General features: G+C 44.8%; 7 protein-coding genes and 1 pseudogene. 6 read left to right on the top strand and 2 right to left on the bottom strand.

All coding sequences use genetic code 11. The annotated features are described in order from the left end of the window. Positions 1 to 148: 148 nt before the first annotated feature. Positions 149 to 1036 (bottom strand): LysR family transcriptional regulator, encoded by an 888-nt coding sequence (locus HC752_RS14000; RefSeq protein WP_190335793.1) that lies wholly within the window; start codon positions 1034 to 1036, stop codon positions 149 to 151. Between the two features lie 250 nt (positions 1037 to 1286). Between HC752_RS14000 and HC752_RS13995 the strand changes: the two are divergent. Then, positions 1287 to 2531: pseudogene (locus HC752_RS13995) on the top strand (multidrug effflux MFS transporter); the annotation flags it as partial. Between the two features lie 311 nt (positions 2532 to 2842). Beyond that, positions 2843 to 4966 (top strand): sensor domain-containing diguanylate cyclase, encoded by a 2124-nt coding sequence (locus tag HC752_RS13990; RefSeq protein ID WP_190335791.1) that lies wholly within the window; start codon positions 2843 to 2845, stop codon positions 4964 to 4966. Between the two features lie 227 nt (positions 4967 to 5193). Here the strand turns inward: HC752_RS13990 and HC752_RS13985 are convergent, their stop codons facing one another. Continuing rightward, complete coding sequence (locus tag HC752_RS13985) at positions 5194 to 8235, bottom strand: M6 family metalloprotease domain-containing protein (RefSeq protein ID WP_190335790.1); 3042 nt, start codon at positions 8233 to 8235, stop codon at positions 5194 to 5196. A 393-nt stretch (positions 8236 to 8628) separates the two neighbouring features. On the opposite strand from HC752_RS13985, the gene HC752_RS13980 reads away from it, so the two are divergent. The 4 genes from HC752_RS13980 to HC752_RS13965 all read left to right on the top strand — a co-directional run bounded on the left by HC752_RS13980 (position 8629) and on the right by HC752_RS13965 (position 18027). After that, positions 8629 to 9030 (top strand): hypothetical protein, encoded by a 402-nt coding sequence (locus tag HC752_RS13980; protein ID WP_190335789.1) that lies wholly within the window; start codon positions 8629 to 8631, stop codon positions 9028 to 9030. A gap of 83 nt (positions 9031 to 9113) precedes the next feature. After that, the gene (locus tag HC752_RS13975) at positions 9114 to 16343 is read left to right on the top strand and encodes an RHS repeat-associated core domain-containing protein (protein WP_190335788.1); all 7230 of its coding nucleotides are present in this window, start codon (positions 9114 to 9116) and stop codon (positions 16341 to 16343) included. Positions 16344 to 16354: 11 nt separating this feature from the next. Continuing rightward, positions 16355 to 16801, top strand: coding sequence for a hypothetical protein (locus HC752_RS13970; protein ID WP_190335787.1), 447 nt, complete (start codon positions 16355 to 16357; stop codon positions 16799 to 16801). 761 nt (positions 16802 to 17562) lie between these two features. Then, on the top strand, positions 17563 to 18027 hold the full coding sequence (locus tag HC752_RS13965) for an Imm26 family immunity protein (RefSeq protein WP_190335786.1): 465 nt from the start codon (positions 17563 to 17565) through the stop codon (positions 18025 to 18027). The last annotated feature ends 382 nt before the right edge of the window (positions 18028 to 18409 follow it).

The raw sequence follows: 18409 nt of genomic DNA, 5'->3' as shown, positions 1-18409 counted from the left end.
AGATGGAAAAAGTAGGGAGAGAGAGAAAAATCCCGATCTGACTCTTTATTGAGAATAGTATGAAGTGGGGGTCATATCTGACCCTATTGATAAGGGAGAGGCTTAAGAAAAAGCGAAGCGCATTTATGTTGTAGCTCATCAATCTATCCTATTGCCCTTTTTCTTGATCGAGTCTTTGCTTTAGGTGCTGGATAAACAGTTGGGTTCGAGTGTGTTCGTAATCGAGTTTTGGGTAGTAGGCGTAGATGGTGGTGGTTTCGGTTTTTAAACCAGGCAGTACTTGCACCACTTCGCCCGAATCCAGCATATCCCGAATCATCATTTTGCTTGAAATCAGAATACCCATGCCGACTTTGACGGCGTGGTATAGCGCCTCTGGGTTCGTTGTGGCGAAGTTACCTCTGAAGGTGACTTTTTTCTTATTTTCAAAGAAAAACTCCCGCTCCAATTGCTCCCCCCAGATCAGCATATTGTGGTTTTTTAAATCCTCAACCTCCTCTGGTGTACCAAATTGTGCCAAGTAATGCGGAGAGGCAAAAAACTCAAATGGGTACTCAAACAGCGGGGTGGCAATAAAGCTGAGTGAGTTCATTTGTTCGAGCTTTCGGCTAATGTATACATCAAGATCCAACTCAGGCAACTGACCGGGCACGGTGGTGGTGAGCTGAACTTTGATGTCTGGGTATTTGGTGAGAAAGTCATCCAAATATCGAACAATAAATCGCGAACCCACCGCGACGGTCGCCCCGATTTTTAACCGACCAACGGGAGCTTGGGTGACAGAGCGGGTTTCATCGACAATGGACTGCCATTGTTCCATTTGAGAGGCCGAGCGTTCAAAAAACAGCGCCCCCGCTTCCGTTAAACTGATGGATCGTGTTGTGCGCTTGAGCAATTGTGCGCCAACACGGTCTTCAAGCCATAGTACGCGCTTACTTATGGCTGAGCTGGTGGTATTTAACCGCCGAGCTGCCCCATTGAAACTGCCTTCTTCGACCACTCTGATGTAACTTTTTACGCATTGCATCCAGTCCATAGTTTGCTCACATTCATTCCTAATGGGACGTAATCACTTTCCTAGATACCTGATTATCATTCATTGATAACAAAGTAAACTGATTATACCCAAGTCACCTTCTGTGCGTATTTTTGGTGAGTTCCATGCGCATTTGAGTGAGCCAATCCCTAGAGCCCTGTGCCTAGGTACGTTTATGCCGCACCCAATGTCCGTAGCCAATATGAATGCCTAAAGCCCAAATGAGTGCTCATCGCCAAAACCAAGGCCCAAAGCTAAAACCAATGTGAGTCCCCAAACGAGAATGAGAAAAGAGCCGTTCAGTAAACTTCCGCTTATGCTCGCGATGCTAGTGATCGCGACGGGTCAGGTTGGTGTCAGCATTTACTTACCCGCATTGCCTGAAATGAGGCAACAATTTGCCGACTCCCCCCTTGATATTCAATGGTTAGTGACGATCTACATGGTCGGGTTAGGGGCGGCGCAATTGGTGTATGGCCCTGTCGCCGATTCATTAGGAAGACGACCTATATTTATATTTGGTCAGGGTGTGTACCTTATTGGCACGGTGATCTGTGTGTTGTTACAACACGATTTGAGTTGGATTGTATTTGGTCGTTTATTGCAAGGTCTTGGAGCTGGCAGTACTGCCGTGATTGCAAACAGTATTCTCAGAGACTGCTACAGCGGCAATACGCTAGCTAAAGCGCTTTCTTATGTCTCGATCATGGCGTCCGTCATGCCAATGGTGTCCCCCGTTTTAGGAGGCTGGCTAACGTGGCAGTTTGGTTGGGATTCGGTCTTTATGTTTGTTTTTGTTTACGTTGCATTAATTTACATTACGGGGCTGCTTATATTGCCTGAAACGTTGCCTTACCCTCCCCAAGTACCCCAGCTGTATACCGCCTTTCAGTCGTATGCGGAACTCATTAGAACCCCGCAAGTCATTGCAACCACGACTTACGGATGGGTTAACTTTTTAATGATTATGATGTCGTTGTCGGTTATGCCCTACTTAGTACAAGAACAGTTAACAATCAGTGCAGCACACTACGGTGTCGTTATGATTGTGCCCTCCTTCGGCTTGATGATTGGGAGTGTTTTGCAAAACATCCTTAACCGTCGATTGGTACCTAAATCCATACTAGGGACCGGTTTAGTCATGGCATTAGTAGCGGCTTTATGGATGTACTTCGCGCCCGTGAGTGTCTTCCATTTGATTGGTGCGCTTACAGGGTTGGCGATTGCTCAAGGTTTGATGTTCCCCGTGATCAGTCGAATGCTATTAGAACCCTATAAAGAGAAAGCCGGCACCGTCACGGCGTTGTCAGGGGCGCTTCAAATGTTGATAACCGGGCTGTGTGGTGGCGTCGTCGCATCGATGATTACCTCTAAAACATTACTTGGTGCATTTTTATTGGTGGGGACGCTGAGCTTAATTGCGCTCTTTTTACTGCAATGGCGAAAGAAGCACTTAGATTTCGAATTGCCGACAAGCAAAGTATTATCTGGCTAGCTCAGTTTTTCGATAAGCGATACCCATATTATTGAATGGATAACATTGATTTTTCTACGATGAGAGTATTTTAATTCCATGATGTAACGCCAATTGAGATGTTGTGCGAAAAACTTGCTTTGAATCGCGAATTACTGATTTCATGTGCCGAAAAATGTGGATTTTGTAACAAGCGACTGTTCATGCTGTTGCATACGATCTACCCTCTCGCTAACGTCATAGACCTAAGTGATCCCAAGGTGCTTAATCCAGTATCCTGAGGTCACTTAGGTCTATGGTAAACATAAAAATATGGCTGGTTGGGTGAAATTTTGGATAAACAAGCATTCCTTAGAGTTGTCTCTTCAGCTCGTGATCATAAAGTGATCGCAGAGGAACTATTCCGTTTCCTATCCGAACAGTTTTCCCCTCATGCCATGTATTTTGTTCAGGCGCCTTCTACCGATCCCCCCCCAAAACCTGGCTTTTCAAAAGGCAACTTTGTTGCCCCTTCAAGTTTTCCGCCTTCGTTTTGGGCATGGGCCGCCCAATTTGATACATCCGATGGTCTCATTCCTTTAGAAATCAACACGTGCTCATGGGATTACAAAGAATCACTTCATGGGGAGTGTTTTCTCATGATGTTTGATAACCACCCAGAGTGGCGAACCTATCTTTTTGTCGAAGCGGTGGATCCAGAAAAATACCAGACGAACACCACCAAAGAGTTTCTTGATATTCTGAACATCACCGCTGCCCGCTGGCAGTGTTTGAGAGCAGAGCGAAACGCATCGTTAGAATTTAAGAACCGCGATATGCGTGAAGCAAAATATCTGGATGAGATTCGTCAACGTGAAACCTTCATCCAAAAGATGAAATTGGTGCAGCAAGTGGCGTTAGAGCTCTCCAACCCCGCTTCTCTGGACGACTTGTACAAAGGAGCAGTGGAAGCGGTTCGTGACCGTTTGGGGTTTGATCGCAGTGTATTTATGCTGTTGGATATGAAAAAGCGCTGTTTTACCAGCACTTATGGCACCGACGAGCAAGGTGAAACGAAAGAAGAACACCAATCCGTTTACGATCTCCATCAGCTTGAAGAAGACTATATTGAGGCTCTGCATAACCATGAAGAATCGTTGGTGATCATGGAAAACGCACCGCTCTATACGACGGGGAGTGTCGTTGGGCAGGGGTGGAATGGCATGCTCATTTTAAGAGACGAAAATGAGCCGATTGGTTGGTTAGCAATTGATAACTATATTCATCGTGAACCCATTACCGCCTATCAAAAAGAGATGCTGAAATCGTTTGGCTCTCTCCTTTCACAGATCTACATTCGAAAGAAACAAGAACAAAACATTCGATTGCTGCACGCCAGCATGGTGGCGTTATCTCGATGCACTACCGTCAATGAGGTGTGCAAATCCGCAGTGAACTTTGCCATCAATAACCTTGGCATTGACCGGATGGCGGTTTTTTTGACCGATCCAGAACTCACTTACCTTCGAGGTACATGGGGAACCGACATTCAAGGAAACGTAGTGGATGAAAGCTACTACGAAACCAAAATACAGCGCGACAGACCCCTTGTCTCGATGGCAATCAGTAGCCCTAATACACTTTCGCTGGAAGAGTCTGTCCCCATTTACCACGACAGGCGAATTGTCGGTTTTGGTTGGACAGCCATGATCATGCTAAAAAGCAGTTCAGAAGGCCCCATTGCATTTCTTGCTGCCGATAACTTGTTAACTCGCAAGCCCATGACAAGCCAGCTTCAAGAAATGATGTTGTTGTTTGCTTCTAACCTTGCGGAAGTCTTGCAGCGTACACGTGCACAGGAAGCCATTCGAACATTGAATGAAAACTTAGAACAGGAAGTGCGAAATCGAACCTTAGAGTTGGAGCTTGCAAACCAGCAGCTTGAAGCGTTATCCAGTATTGACCCGCTCACTCGCCTTGGGAACCGAAGGCAGCTAAGTAAACACATGGATGATATTGGCCGTCGACAATCCAACCGGCCACAAAGTATCGGTTTAATATTGCTCGACATTGACCATTTTGGGTTGTTTAACCAGGAATATGGGCATATGGAAGGGGACATTGCGCTGATTCGACTAGGAAACATTCTGAGCACCTTTTGCAGCAGCAGTGACGAAATGTTTTGTCGTATTGGGGGGGAAGAATTCGCTTTATTGCTCTCTGACACGACCGAAAGCAGAACACGAAAAACAGCCGAAAAAATTCGACAATGCATTGAGACCGATGGCATTCCGCATGCAAAAAGCGGCAGCTCATCGGTACTCACCGTATCCATCGGTTACCTGACCGAGTCCGTTTTGCCCTCCAAATTCGATTTCGATTCCATGTACTCCAAAGCCGATAAGGCGCTGTATCAAGCCAAAGATCAAGGAAGAAACCGAATCGTCGATGCGTCGGACGTTGCCATAGCAATGTAGTGCCACCCATAGCGAGTGCCTGCTCATCGCGGAGTACTTATTTATAGCGGAGTGAGCGCTACCTTTGCTCGCAACGTTTCTTTTGTTCGTTGTGTTCAACCGTCTAAACGCAAAAAAGCCCCAACCTCTTTCAAGGATGGGGCTTTTCATGACTTGATATCTAGTTCACTGACTATCTGGTTTACTGACTATCAGGTGTACTGAAGTATCAATCAGGCATAAATGCGTTATTTAACCTTTCGGTGTGTTCGTACCGTTCGGAATGCGCCCATCAGTAGTAGCATCAGCATGCCCAACACACTCGTAGAACCACCCGATGACGAGCTGGTAGAGCTGGTAGAGGTTACGGTTGTCGTGGTTTTGGGCTGCACGGTGACGGTAATGTTACCGGTGGCAGTACCACCGTTGCCATCATCGGCTTGATAAGTGAAGGTTTCAACCCATTGGGCTTGCCCAGATGCATCTGATGCCGTGTACCTGATCTCATTCCCTTGAATGGAGAGGTTTCCTCTTTGAGGCAACGATGTCATCGTCAGGCTCAGTGTATCGCCATCGGCATCGGTGTCGTTATCAAGAGGCCGAATGGTCACTGTATCGCCGTATGTGACAGTAACAGTGTCGTTCACTGCAACAGGGACGGCGTTCCTTTTCGCGATGTTTACGGTAATGTTTTGAGAGGCTTGAGCTCCCTGTTCATCACTTACTGTCAACGTGATTTCAACAGTCGTATCAAGTTCGCTGTCCGGGATTGTAACCGCGACTTCAGCAGTATACTCACCTGTCATTGAGTAGCCATTTGAGTTACGCCATTCGTAAGAAAGAACCGAGTTGTCGATGTCGCTGCTGTTTAACCCAGAAAGTTGAATCGTATTCCCCGCGACGGCATCGATAGGCGCCCCTGAAATAACCGCCGTCGGTAGGTCATTGATAGAGTTTACCGTGATATCAACAGTAGCAATATTCGAGGTTAACCCTTCCGTTGTCTTTAATCGGTACGTAAAGGAATCCTTGCCGTGGAAATTGGCATTTGGTGTGTAAATACCATTTGTATACGTCCCGTGTAACGGCTGAGATAGCAACTCAATATCTGCTTGGTGAGAAAAATCGACAAAGTCATTCATTCGCGTATCGATGGATAATGAAGAATCCTCATCGACAGTAACCGCATCGTCGACCGCAGTTAAGAAGCTGCTTGTGTCTGTGCGTAGCAAAGCTCCAAAGCTAATTTGATTGAAGCCAGAGCTAGAGAACAGCTTTCCGTCAATATTATAATCGACACTGTTACCCCACCACGATTCCACATCTTTAAAATCTATGTAGGTATCTAAGAATGTGTACTCATATTCAAGAGAGCCATCGATAATCTCTAACACCAGAGTGCTTTTACCAGAAGGAATCTCGATACTGTTATCGAACATAATTCTGTTGTTTGAAGATATATAACCTTCAGAGATCACTTGACCGCTTTCGGGGGTAACCCTTAAAACATAGGGTGCTGTTTCGTAAGTGTGTAATCTAAGTTTGAATTGAGGCGTTGCGATGCTAGTTGGGTGTGCAAAGAACTGGATGCCGTCTAGCAATGTGGTGTTATCACGAGGTTCAATCGCAAACCCACCAACAGTTAGATCGCTTATCAAACCTTTTGAACGCTCAAAGGAGGTTGCCCAAGCATATTTATTACCATCGGTCGTGTTGTCCAACGTAAATGTTGCCGAGTTTGCATCACTGGCGATATTACTGAGTGAAACGTCTGATCGACTCCCTACGAAGTCAGAGAGTGTTGGCTCTGTCGTATCGGATAGGGTGGTTTGGTGATTGCTCCCGGGAAACAAATCACCACTGTCAGCGAGCCCACCATACCCAAGCTCATTGAGTCCATCGGCTTGTAAAATTTGCACCTGCATCGGTCCAAATTCTCGAGCTTCGTTATTAATGTTAACAGAGGTGATAAGTAAGCCTTCACCGGGAAGAGAACGGTCGTAATCGAGGTTTCGGCGATTTTCCAGATAAATCCGGCTGCCAAGTTCTTTTAGATAATGATCTACATAGACAACAGCGGCATCGCCATTTGTTTGAACAACGTGATCGCCAGCATCAGTCAGTAGTCTTGGTGTGATAAACCCAGCCGCTTCCTTAGACCATGCCAACATATTGGAAGGCGTTTGCCCCGCGTAAAGGTCACCAGGCTTCATCGCCCAAGAGCCTCCGCCCATAAGCCCCCAGTGATCTATGCTGCCCTGAAAATCGTTGTGACTGCTAGGGTAGAGATCGGGCAATGCAAGCATAAGGTGACCGAGTTCATGTGCGATCACGCCCATCGTGGACTGATTATTGTCTTGATAATCTGCAAATAGACAGTATGTGTGGATACTTACCCCATCTAATGTAATAGGATCGTGATTCCATTTGTGTGGCCAAATGACGGGAGTTTGTAACGTGCCACTGGATTTATCATTTCCAGCAAAGATGAACATGACAGAGAGTTCATCTGGAGAAATCGTTCTATCGCCATTCGCATCATAACTCGCAAGATCGATCTGTGGAGCGACTTGAGTATAGATGGCATCAAAAATAGGCTTAAACTTACTTTTGCAGTTATCAACACAGTTTGGATGAGCGATATCTAGCGCTACATCAATAACGCCATCATTTGCGGTTCCATTGGTTTCATTGGCGGGGGTAATAGCGTATTTGTTAAAGGAGTTTTTAAGAAAGTAATCTTTAACACTTTGCTGGGTTGTCGAGAAAATCAGATCGGTAAAATCATTTTCCATTGCAATATCTGAAAATGAAACTTGAACGACCAGTAAAGGTTGGAAGGTTACGGTGCCTTCAGAAGCTTTGGCTTTCTGACGTAAAGCGTAGAGCTCACTTTGTTGAGAGCGCTCAAAAAAAGTACTTGCACTGCTTTGGATTGTTTTTTTAATACCGCTCGTTTCTTTTTTTTGTTGCCCTCCGCTTAACTGTAAGGATTGATGCGGGGGAGTTGAGAATGAAGTAGCGGTAACACCAGTAGAAATGAGCTGTGGAATAGTACTATCCTTATTCATTTCGGCGTAATGCCACTCACTTCCTTGCTGGATTAAGGCATAGCCCAGCCTATTCTCATACCAATGAAATTCTTTTGTCCCCTTTAATCTCACCTCCATCGAGCTCCCATCCGATAACATGATCTGATGAATCTGAGGAGAGGGCATTACCGTTGCGAAAGACGCAAAAGAACACAACCCAAGCAAGCTTGCAAGAGCACTTTGTTTCAAAATTCTCATAAAAAATTCCATTTAATCATATACCTAGCGATGCGTATTTTTATATAAAAAGACATCGATAGCGTATTTGTGATTAAAGTGTCAGTTTTTGAGACAACATTTACAAAACTTAGTACTTTATGTTTGTGTCAATATGTAAGATTCTGATTTTAAATGTTAATTATGAGCTTTGCGATGGTTTTGTAAGGCAGTTCTGGTGTGCAACACTCTCAGTAAGTATCAGTGTTGGTAATCATTGATAACGTTCACATTTGTAAAGCTATGCAAATGCGCTTGTATGGTGAAACGTGTACATTATGACCAGTTCCTTAACTGGGAAGGGCGGTAGCGTATGAATGTTATGGCTTTTATGCTCCCTCCTTTCAGCATTCACTCTAAAGAACAATGAATATAATGACGAAATCCGTGGTGACGCTTCTCATGGCATTAATTGGCGTGATTGGAGCCTATTTTATCTACTCTCAGGGTAACTCCATTCCAGAACTATCCCTTACTCCCGTCGATACAAAAGAGCTCGATGCTCAAGGTGAAAAGAAAGAACCTGAGGCCACTTTGTCTGAGTCCGAAGGCACGAAATCGAGTGAGAATATAAATTACCCCTCGCCCGTTATCGAACTCCAACAAACACTAACGCATGGCATCCAACATTTGGACGACCCCGAATTGCCACTCGTTCAGGGCGACTTAAAAGACTTCTCTGAACACACTATGCCCCAAGATATTGCCATGCCTGATGAACTGATCGAACTGAACCAAGAACTTGAACGGCTTCAGGCTAAGGTCAAAAAAGAGTAAAAAGTTGACCCAGTGTCCTCGATTGCACTCGAAGCAGAACACCAAATTTCCCAACCCCAGAGTAAGAATTGGTCCATTAAATTATGAATAATCACCCCACCTCTAAAACAGTGAACAGAAGCCTTAGCTTGTCTTTACTTTCTTTCTTGGCTTTCACTTCGATTTCATACAGCCACTGCGCATTTTCAACGCAGAGACCGCCAAGCCCTTTGGATGAATATAACCAAGCTACGACCACTACTTTTGTTTCAGGAGCGCCCACTATTCGGGGCGATTTTAATGTCTCCGGTGGTCAGGCAACTTATTCATTGCCAATCGATGTGGTACCGGGAAGGAATGGGCACCAGCCTTCACTGGCCATCAGCTACGCCAGTGATTCCCCCAACGGGTACCTCGGAATGGGTTGGAACCTCTCTGGGCTCTCGTCCATTACCCGTTGTGGAAAGAACTTAGCCAAAGACAAACTCTGGGGTGGGGTTCGTTTAAATGATGATGATCGCTACTGTTTAGATGGTCAAAGATTGGTGGCGATTTCAGGAAAAGATGGTGGGCATTTAACGGAATATCGGTTAGAGAACAACGGCTACTCAAAAATCGTGTCGTTTAAAAGCAATTACAACGGTCATGGACCTTCCCATTTTAAGGTGTGGAAAAAAGACGGCTCGGTATATGAGTATGGGATGGAAGATACAGCGCAAGTTAACTTGCCAGGGCAAACCCATATTTACAAATGGGCGTTAAATAAAATCACCGATCATACAAAAAACAACCACATTACCTTCAAATACAATGAAGACGAGGTCGCGGGCACTCATAACATCGATGAGATTTTGTATGTGGGGGGCTCGGTTAAATTTGACTATGAAGCAAGAACGGATTCGACGTTTCAGTACTTGGTAGGTTCAAAGTTAACAAGATCACAGCGACTATCCAAAATTTACGTTAAAAACCAGTCCACGCAAACGGTTAGAAATTATAGCTTAAAGTATCGCCAGTCTGCTGCTACATCCCGTAGTTTATTGACGTCTGTGCAAATGTGTTCTGGTGGGGGAACTTCTGAGTGTTCAAATGCAATTAATTTTGAATGGCGAGATGCACTAAATCAAGAAGTTTCAACTGTGACCAATACTGGGATATTGAAACCGCGATTTTTTGATGTTCAAAGAGATGGGGTGAAAGAAACTTATGGTTTAATTTATCAACCAAAAGGCTTTGGTTGCGCTAGTTATAAAACTCCAAATGGAGATACAATAATAGGGCAAAATGAGAACCCAATGCTTAAGGGCTCTATCAACTCTCCGTCCTTTTCTGGTCCCTGTAATGGCGATATTGGCTCTGGCTCTTATGATAGGGATGGCGTTGGTTGGATGCACCCTCATGCTTCAAAGGACATTCCAATTGATAGAGATGGAGATGGTAAGAAAAGTTTAGAGAATAAAATAGTTAGTTGGTTTGATGTCACAACAAAAAGTGTTTTAGATATAGACAATGACGGTAAAGATGATTGGGTAACCTACGACAATAAATTATTTAAATATTATTTGTCTTCAAAAGGGCATCGTGAGTCGTCCTTAAGAGTGTTTGATAACACGAGATCATATCGCTTAGTGGATGTAAATAATGATGGCTATAAGGATTTTGTTACATTAGAAGTTTCATCAACTGGGCATGTTCTTATCTATCTATTTAATGGTAACGGTTATACAACTAACAGAGGCCATTACAACCAATTAATTGATACCAATACCAGTACAGATTCAGTTGCGTTTGTAGATTACAATAGTGATGGCTATCCAGATCTCTACACCAACAAGAACATTCACAAAAACCACTTTGGACGAATCAGTTGGGGTACCCACTTACGTACAGGCATAGAGAACTTCTCTGGCGTTACCGATTTAAACTCCGACGGCAGAACAGATTTAATTCTAGGTGAGTCGGACAAACATAAATCTGTTCACGTATCCACCCCCTACGCCCAAGACAAAATCCAGACCATTACCGAAGAAGGGCTGGTTTACACCATAGAGTACAAACCTGCATCCGACACCAGTGTTCATACCCAACAGCGCTATTTTGATTACCCTGTCGTTAACTCAACACCAACTCGCTATCTTGTTTCTAAAGTCAGTAAAAAGCCAGACGGCTACAGTGAAACCACGTACGATTATCAATACGAAGGCGCAAAATCTCACCGCAAAGGGTTGGGTTTTTTAGGTTTTGATAAGATCACGGTTACTGAAAATTCAGAGATAAAAACAACTACGATTTCTGAATTTACCCCGCGTGTTTATGACGCGGAGGAAGAAAAATACCTCGTTAAAGATTTGCGACTCGCGGGTAAGCCAACCCGAATTACGGTGAAAAAGAACGATAAAACCGTAAAAGAGACCGTTTTCCAAAACTACCAAGCGGTTACCCGAACAGGTATCAATGAGGTTGAGTATTACGAAACTTACGCTCAAAAAGTGGAAGTCAAACAGTACGACAACGACGGCATTCATCTAAAAACCACCACCACCACCGAAAAAGATACCAACGGCTTTGGTAATGTGGTTGAAAAGACCACCACAGTAAAAGGCATTGCAGCCAACTCAGGTACATTCACAACAACCGATAAATTTAGCTACGTTTCGACAGGGGAAAAACACACCTCAAACGTGCTATTTATTGATAGCTCGAACGTGACGGATTTAAACGCCGAGTTCAGCCAGTTCGTGTATGGCATCACTCAATACTGCGGCAGCGACGGAAACCTATACGTTAAACCCAATGACCAATTTGTGTTGATCCATGGCGATGTGGATGTACCGCTTATTGTTCAAAAAATGGAGCACTACTATCGGTTTGATAGTGCCAGCGCAAGTACAGAACGCTATTATTCTGCCAAGCAAGGCGAATTGGTTTCCATCACTCAATCCGAGTTTAACGCAGCAAGCCCAAGTGCTTGTGGCAGCGTCTCTTATTTCGATTTCAATGGCGACGGCACCAAAGAGCTGGTCAACCGAACGCTGACGCAAACCGAAGTGATCACCGAATCCGGAGAGAACTACTGGCAAATCGGAGCCGTTAAACAGTCCGAACAAAGCATCACCGACAACACCAGTGGTGACGTAAAAACCACTGTTTCCAACTTTGAATACACCACAACAGGTCTGCTAAGGAGACAAACCATTACGCCAACGGCGTACCAAGCTGGTGGTTTGTCAGGGCGTAAACTGGTGACCGAATATGGCTACGATGTATACGGAAACGTCACCTCTCAAAGTGTGTCGGGTTCCGATCTCGCTAGCCGTACCACGCGCACTGCGTATGATGGGAGTGGCTTATACATCGATTTCGCCACTAACGCCAAAGGTCATAAAACCGAATACACGTTCGATGCATCGGGCAGGCTTGTCGATGAAACCGCCCCGAATGGCAGAAAAGTCTCGTACCAATACGATGACTTTGGTCGCGTGATCAAAGAAACGCATGGCAACCCTAATAACTTCGTTACCTACGACTACCTAGGTACAGAAGGGTGTGGGATAGCCGATACCGAAACCCTTCGCTGTGTGAAAACCACACCCAATCAAGGGGGAGAAAGTTGGGTACAACTCGACTTTGCGGGGCGAGAAGTACGAAGTGGCGTTAAGAGTTTTAACGACAGAATTGCGTACACCGATACCCAGTGGGACAGAAACGGCAGAAAGACCAGCGTTACCCGCCCATACTTCATTAACGATCCGGTGTTCCACGTCGAATTCGAATACGACAGCCTAAACCGCGAGGAACTCAAAAAAGAGCCGAGCGCCACAGGAGGCGTTACGTTATGGAAAACCGAGTACAACGGCTTTAGTACCACACTTACCGATGCGCGTGGCTTTAAACATAAAACCACCACCAACGTGTTGGGTCATATTGTTAAAAAAGAAGAAGCGATAGATAAACCGGATTACAGCTACCAAACCTACACCTACTTCCCCGATGGCAAGCTGAAAACATCGATAGACAGCAAAGGGAACACAACCAAAGTTGAGTACGATAACTTAGGCTATCGCTCTAAACTGGATGATCCAGACTTAGGCAAATGGACATACCAATACAACGCCGTAGGTGAACTGCTTGAAAAGCAAGACGCCAACGGTGTCACCACAACTTATCGCTACGATTCGCTAGGGCGTAAGGTATACCAGAAAGACGGCAGCAGTGCCGCCTCAACATGGGTGTACGACGGGCGAGGCACAGCTTCACTGGGTGCCCTGACGGCTATGTCGGGTCACGGCAGCAACAGCGATTTCTACTACCATGCGAATGGGCTGTTGGCAGAAAAAGCCACGTTTGTGGATGGCGACAAGTTCAGCACACTGTATTTCTACGACGATTTTGAGCGGCTAACCCGTGAAGTTCGCCCGAACGGTGCAGACAACTCGGCGGCAAGCGCACCCATCAATTTAAGCCGTGCAACGAACGCCAGTAACCGATTGGCGTTGGATTACGTGTACAACCCACAAGGCTATCTGTCGCAAATTCAAAGCCCCTACACCTATGCGGACAAGGCATTTACCGATCCAAGTTTTCAAGAAGCCATTAGTCAGCTTATAGAGCAAACTTTGAATGTAGCTAGGGAATACCTGAACAAAGCGCAGCGCTACGCTCAGCAACAAACCTTTTTCCAAAACAAAGCGAATGAATACAACGCCAAAACCATTGGGCTGCACCATTTAGATTCGGCTTCCCTGCAAATCTTAGGCTCGGAGAACATCTTCAGGCTGAAGCGCTGGTGCGATGCCAATGGCAACTGTTACCTTCGCCCTGCTACATGGGTGATCTTGCACGATGACGTGTCTATCCCGTTAGACATTACCCTAGATGGTGCCATCTACGAGCTTCAACAGCACTTGACCAGCACTCAAAATGGGATGCGCAATTATCAATCCAGCATCATCAATACTGGGATGAGTGATAGCGACTTTAAACAGATGGGGCTGACACCCGCGGGCGATTTCCGTGTGGTCGATTACGACAAAAACGGCACGCTGAATTTGATAGCCGCAAAGGACGCCTACGGTGCCAATACCGATTCTGCCACCCAGCAAGAACTGGTGTTCAGTGCAGACGATTTGCAGCAAGCGGCGGACATTTCCAACAGACACTATCGCTACTACACCGACTTAGCCAGGGATTTGTTGACCTTGGTGGATAAGGTACAACAACTCAGTGAAGTGTATTGTAAAGCCACCAACTACCTCGTGGGGGACAGCTCAGAAGTCACAAGGCCAACCACGTGCCAAGGTGAAATAAAGGACGAGGAAAACCAGCTTGATCACCTCAAATCCATCAAAACCAATGCTGAATTAGCGGCGGCGAACAACTCTGGTGCGTACCAAGTTTACTGGCAACGCCGCGAAACCGATGCCTACGGTCATACGCTGTCGGAAACCTTGGGTAATGGGTTAGTCAACACCTACTATCACAGCGCATCGACGGGCAAACCAATGATGATCACCACCCACAAAACGGGGCAGGTGCTCAGCCATCATTACAAGGACATCACCGGCAAGCAAAATGCCTTTGTAGGTTCATCCGATTCGACTCGTTGGTTGGAATATAAGTACGATGATCACAACAACGTGACCCAACGTTACGACCAATCGTTAGGCATTCGCGACTACTACACCTACGATGGGCTGGATCGCGTTAAAACCAACAACATCGTCTTCGATAACGGCAGCAACCACGCAAACGTCACCAAAAACAGCGCGTTCAGCTACGATTCCATTGGTAATATCCTAAGCAAAACAGGGGTATCGGGTACCTATGAATACAGCAGCATTGGGGCAGGTCCACACGCCGTAACCAAAGCAAATGGGCTAACGTACCAATACGACGCTGTGGGTAACATGGTGAGCGCCAAACGCAGCAACAACAGCACCGAGCGCACACTAAGCTGGACGGCATTCAACAAGCCAAGCGAAATCACGCGTAACGGCAAAACCGTTTCGTTCAGCTACGATGCCAACCACAATCGCTATAAGAAGGTATCTGGCACTCAAACCACGGTTTACATCGACAAAACCTACGAGCGGGTGACCGATGTCGCCACAGGCGAGGTTCAGCACCAACACTTTGTGTACGCCGAAGGCAAGCTGATTGCCCTAAACAGTCAATCTGAAAACGCGGATGGCTCCATTACCAACAAGCAAGTGCGCTTTTTACACTACGACGCGCTGAACTCCGTGGATATGATCACCGATTTGTACGGTTACGTGGTCGAGCGCCGCAGTTACGATGCCTTTGGTAAGCAGCGCGATATCACATCGCAGCGTGAAACCAACACCAAGTACAATTACGTCGAGCAAATGGTGCTCACCAATCGAGGCTACACTGGCCACGAGGAAATCGAAGAAGTCGGGCTGATCCACATGAACGGGCGGGTGTACGACCAAACCCTAGGGCGATTTGTGAGTGCGGATCCGGTGATTCAAGCACCGTTTGTAACGAATAGCTTTAACCGCTATGCGTATGTGTGGAATAACCCGCTGAAGTATATTGATCCGACAGGGTTTAGGTTGGTTGAATTTGGTGGAGGTTCTGAGGGGACAGGACGATCTGTTCATACAAGTGATTCTGGCAATAAGACACACTTTGATCGAAATGGTCGGAATACGGGTGACAAGCCTAGATGGTATGCAGATACGGATAGTCTTCCTAGCGAGAGGCTAACTGGTGATGAAGCAAGAGAGTCGTTTAAAGGGAATGATCGAATTCAACTTGACGCTATTGATTATCTTATCGATATCGGGGTGGGTTATGAGGATGGCCCAGATGTCTATAATTATCTTAGTAACTTTAATGACCCATCTTTTCGCCATCAAGAACCTCTTTCTGCTAATGACGATTGCAATGGATGCGTATATCCTTCGATGGGACCAGCGGATATAGTATTAGGAGTATATAGTGCAGGTGTTGGGCTTGTGCATGGTGTTCGAGGTGCATTGGCTTGGAGCGTAAGTAGATTTGGACTTGGGCTAAGGCAGCAATATGTAAGTAAGGTCAACGCTTTAGCCATTAAGGCTGCTGAAATGCGTAAAGCTGGAGTTTCTAGCGAAGACATTGCTAGAGCACTTCATGGTGAAAGGCGAGCATTAGGTGTTGAGTATAAAAACTTAACTCCGTCTAATATGCTCGAAAAAATCTACTCTCGAAACATCGAGAAATATGGAGACAAACTTGGTCCTTCAATTGATTACCTTAGAGGGCGTGGTAAATCGTGGGACGATATAATCGAGAGTGCAACTAGAACTGGCGGCAAAGATTTGGGGCTTTAAGAGGAGGAAATGTGATGATTTGGTTACAGTCCAATGATAAGTACGATGAGTTGGCAAAGTATGATCATGACAGTGGTAGGTTTACGATTGCATCACGGAATGATTTAGGTGGCAATACTCCTTCCAGTACGGAAGGGATATATGCGATTATGTCGACTGTTTTTGTAGCGCTATACAAATTTGGTCAAGGGCTGTTTTTTCGAATTGGAGAGCAGTGTTTTCCTTTAACAGATGATGTGATTGTCACTGTTAGTGGAGAAGATTTTAATAAAAGACAACTTATAGTCAAAAAGGCTGGAAAAGAAATCGCCCACTTTAACTACGTGTTGGATAGTTCTAAAAAATTCTCTGGTGACCCAACACCATTTGTTCAAAATGAAGATTTTGATTTTGGGTTGTTTGTATCGAATATTTCAGCTAATGAAAAACGTAAGCGAGTTCTTCTTGGGTTGGATTAAAAAATAAAAGGGACAGACACTTTTAGAAAAGTCTTGAAGTGTCTTCTTAATTAAGTGGGACATGAAATTAAGTAGGAAGAAATTCAAGTGGAATTAAGTGGGACAGGCACTTTTAGAAATCTTGAAGTGTCGTCTTGCCGCTTGTACCAAGCACTACTCGTATCGTCGAAATTGAGTTCAATACTTGGGGTATTTGCCTAAAAAGGGCTTTGTTTCCTAAATTCAGGGAACTAAATCATTAACCCACGATCTGATCAGCTAAGTTCACTCAAACACTGAGACCAATGGAATTAAGTGGGACAGGTGGAATTAAGTGGGACAGGCACTTTTAGAAATCTTGAAGTGTCGTCTTGCCGCTTGTACCAAGCACTACTCGTATCGTCGAAATTGAGTTCAATACTTGGGGTATTTGCCTAAAAAGGGCTTTGTTTCCTAAATTCAGGGAACTAAATCATTAACCCACGATCTGATCAGCTAAGTTCACTCAAACACTGAGACCAATGATCAAGCCTTGCTACAAAACAGCAAATAAGTGGGACAGACACTTTTAGAAAAGTTGAAGTCAAAGTTACGTTAGAAGTTCCTGCTGGAAAATTTTCGCCTCCTTCCAAAGTTGAGCCTACAATAAAAGTGACTGTCCTTTTATGTTCTTTAGAAGAGCTTTTCATGAGGCTGCGAATAGAGAATTTCGCGAAGAAAAGCATGAATACACAGGAAATGAGTATTTTGGTCGATAATCTAATTACGTATAAAGGAATGTGATGGGTAGGAAATATATTAATCCGGGCACGGTAATTTTGATTAAACTTGAGGGAGGTAAGTTTGCTTATGGTTTGGTTCGACATTACTCACAAGTATCCTACTTTAAACTTCTTACTGATACTCCTATTTCAGATCTGAGATTTATAACAGAAAGCGAAGTACTTTTTTCGGTAACAACTTGTGATACTGCTTTTAAAAAATGGGAGAAAATTGGGCGTGTTCAATTGTCTTGTGAAATGAATAAATTAGTCGCTTACTTCATGCAAAATGAGAGTAACTTAGATAAATGTTTCATAAGTGATGAAGATGGGCGTGAGTATCATGCTAGACCAGAAGATTGTATTGGGCTTGAGCGAGCTTCTGTATGGAAATCCGAGCATATAGAAGAGAGAATACTTGATGAGATTGCAGGTAGAAAAAATAAGATAGCTGAAAGATTTAAAGTGAAAATAACTGATAATTAAAAGAATGGGAATTAAAATTAATTAGAGCAAAATAACAGGGACACACACTTTAAGAAAAATCTAGAAGTGTTTTTCTGTCGCTCATCCAAGCGCTACTCGTATCAATGGAATTGAGTTCAATACATGGGGTATATGCCTAGAAAATGAAGAATACCTCTTATTTTCATGATGTTGAGGTATGCAAAACCACCAGTGTGGATATTGGTTTAATAGTTTGAGGTATGTGGTTTGGCTTGAAGGAAGTGTTAGCTATCCGGTAACCGAAAACCGGATATGCGCTTTCTGTTTAGTTTCGGCATCGCGTGTTTGATGGTGGTTTCACAGCCAACGACCGTACCTTTTTCCAGTTGAGTACAAGCGCTCATCCAAGTGGCTTGGTCAA

Origin of the sequence: Vibrio sp. S9_S30 (genome assembly GCF_014694455.1) — a bacterium.
Taxonomy (GTDB): domain Bacteria; phylum Pseudomonadota; class Gammaproteobacteria; order Enterobacterales; family Vibrionaceae; genus Vibrio.
Note: the sequence above shows the minus strand (reverse complement) of the source record. Positions and strands in the feature narration are given on the sequence as shown.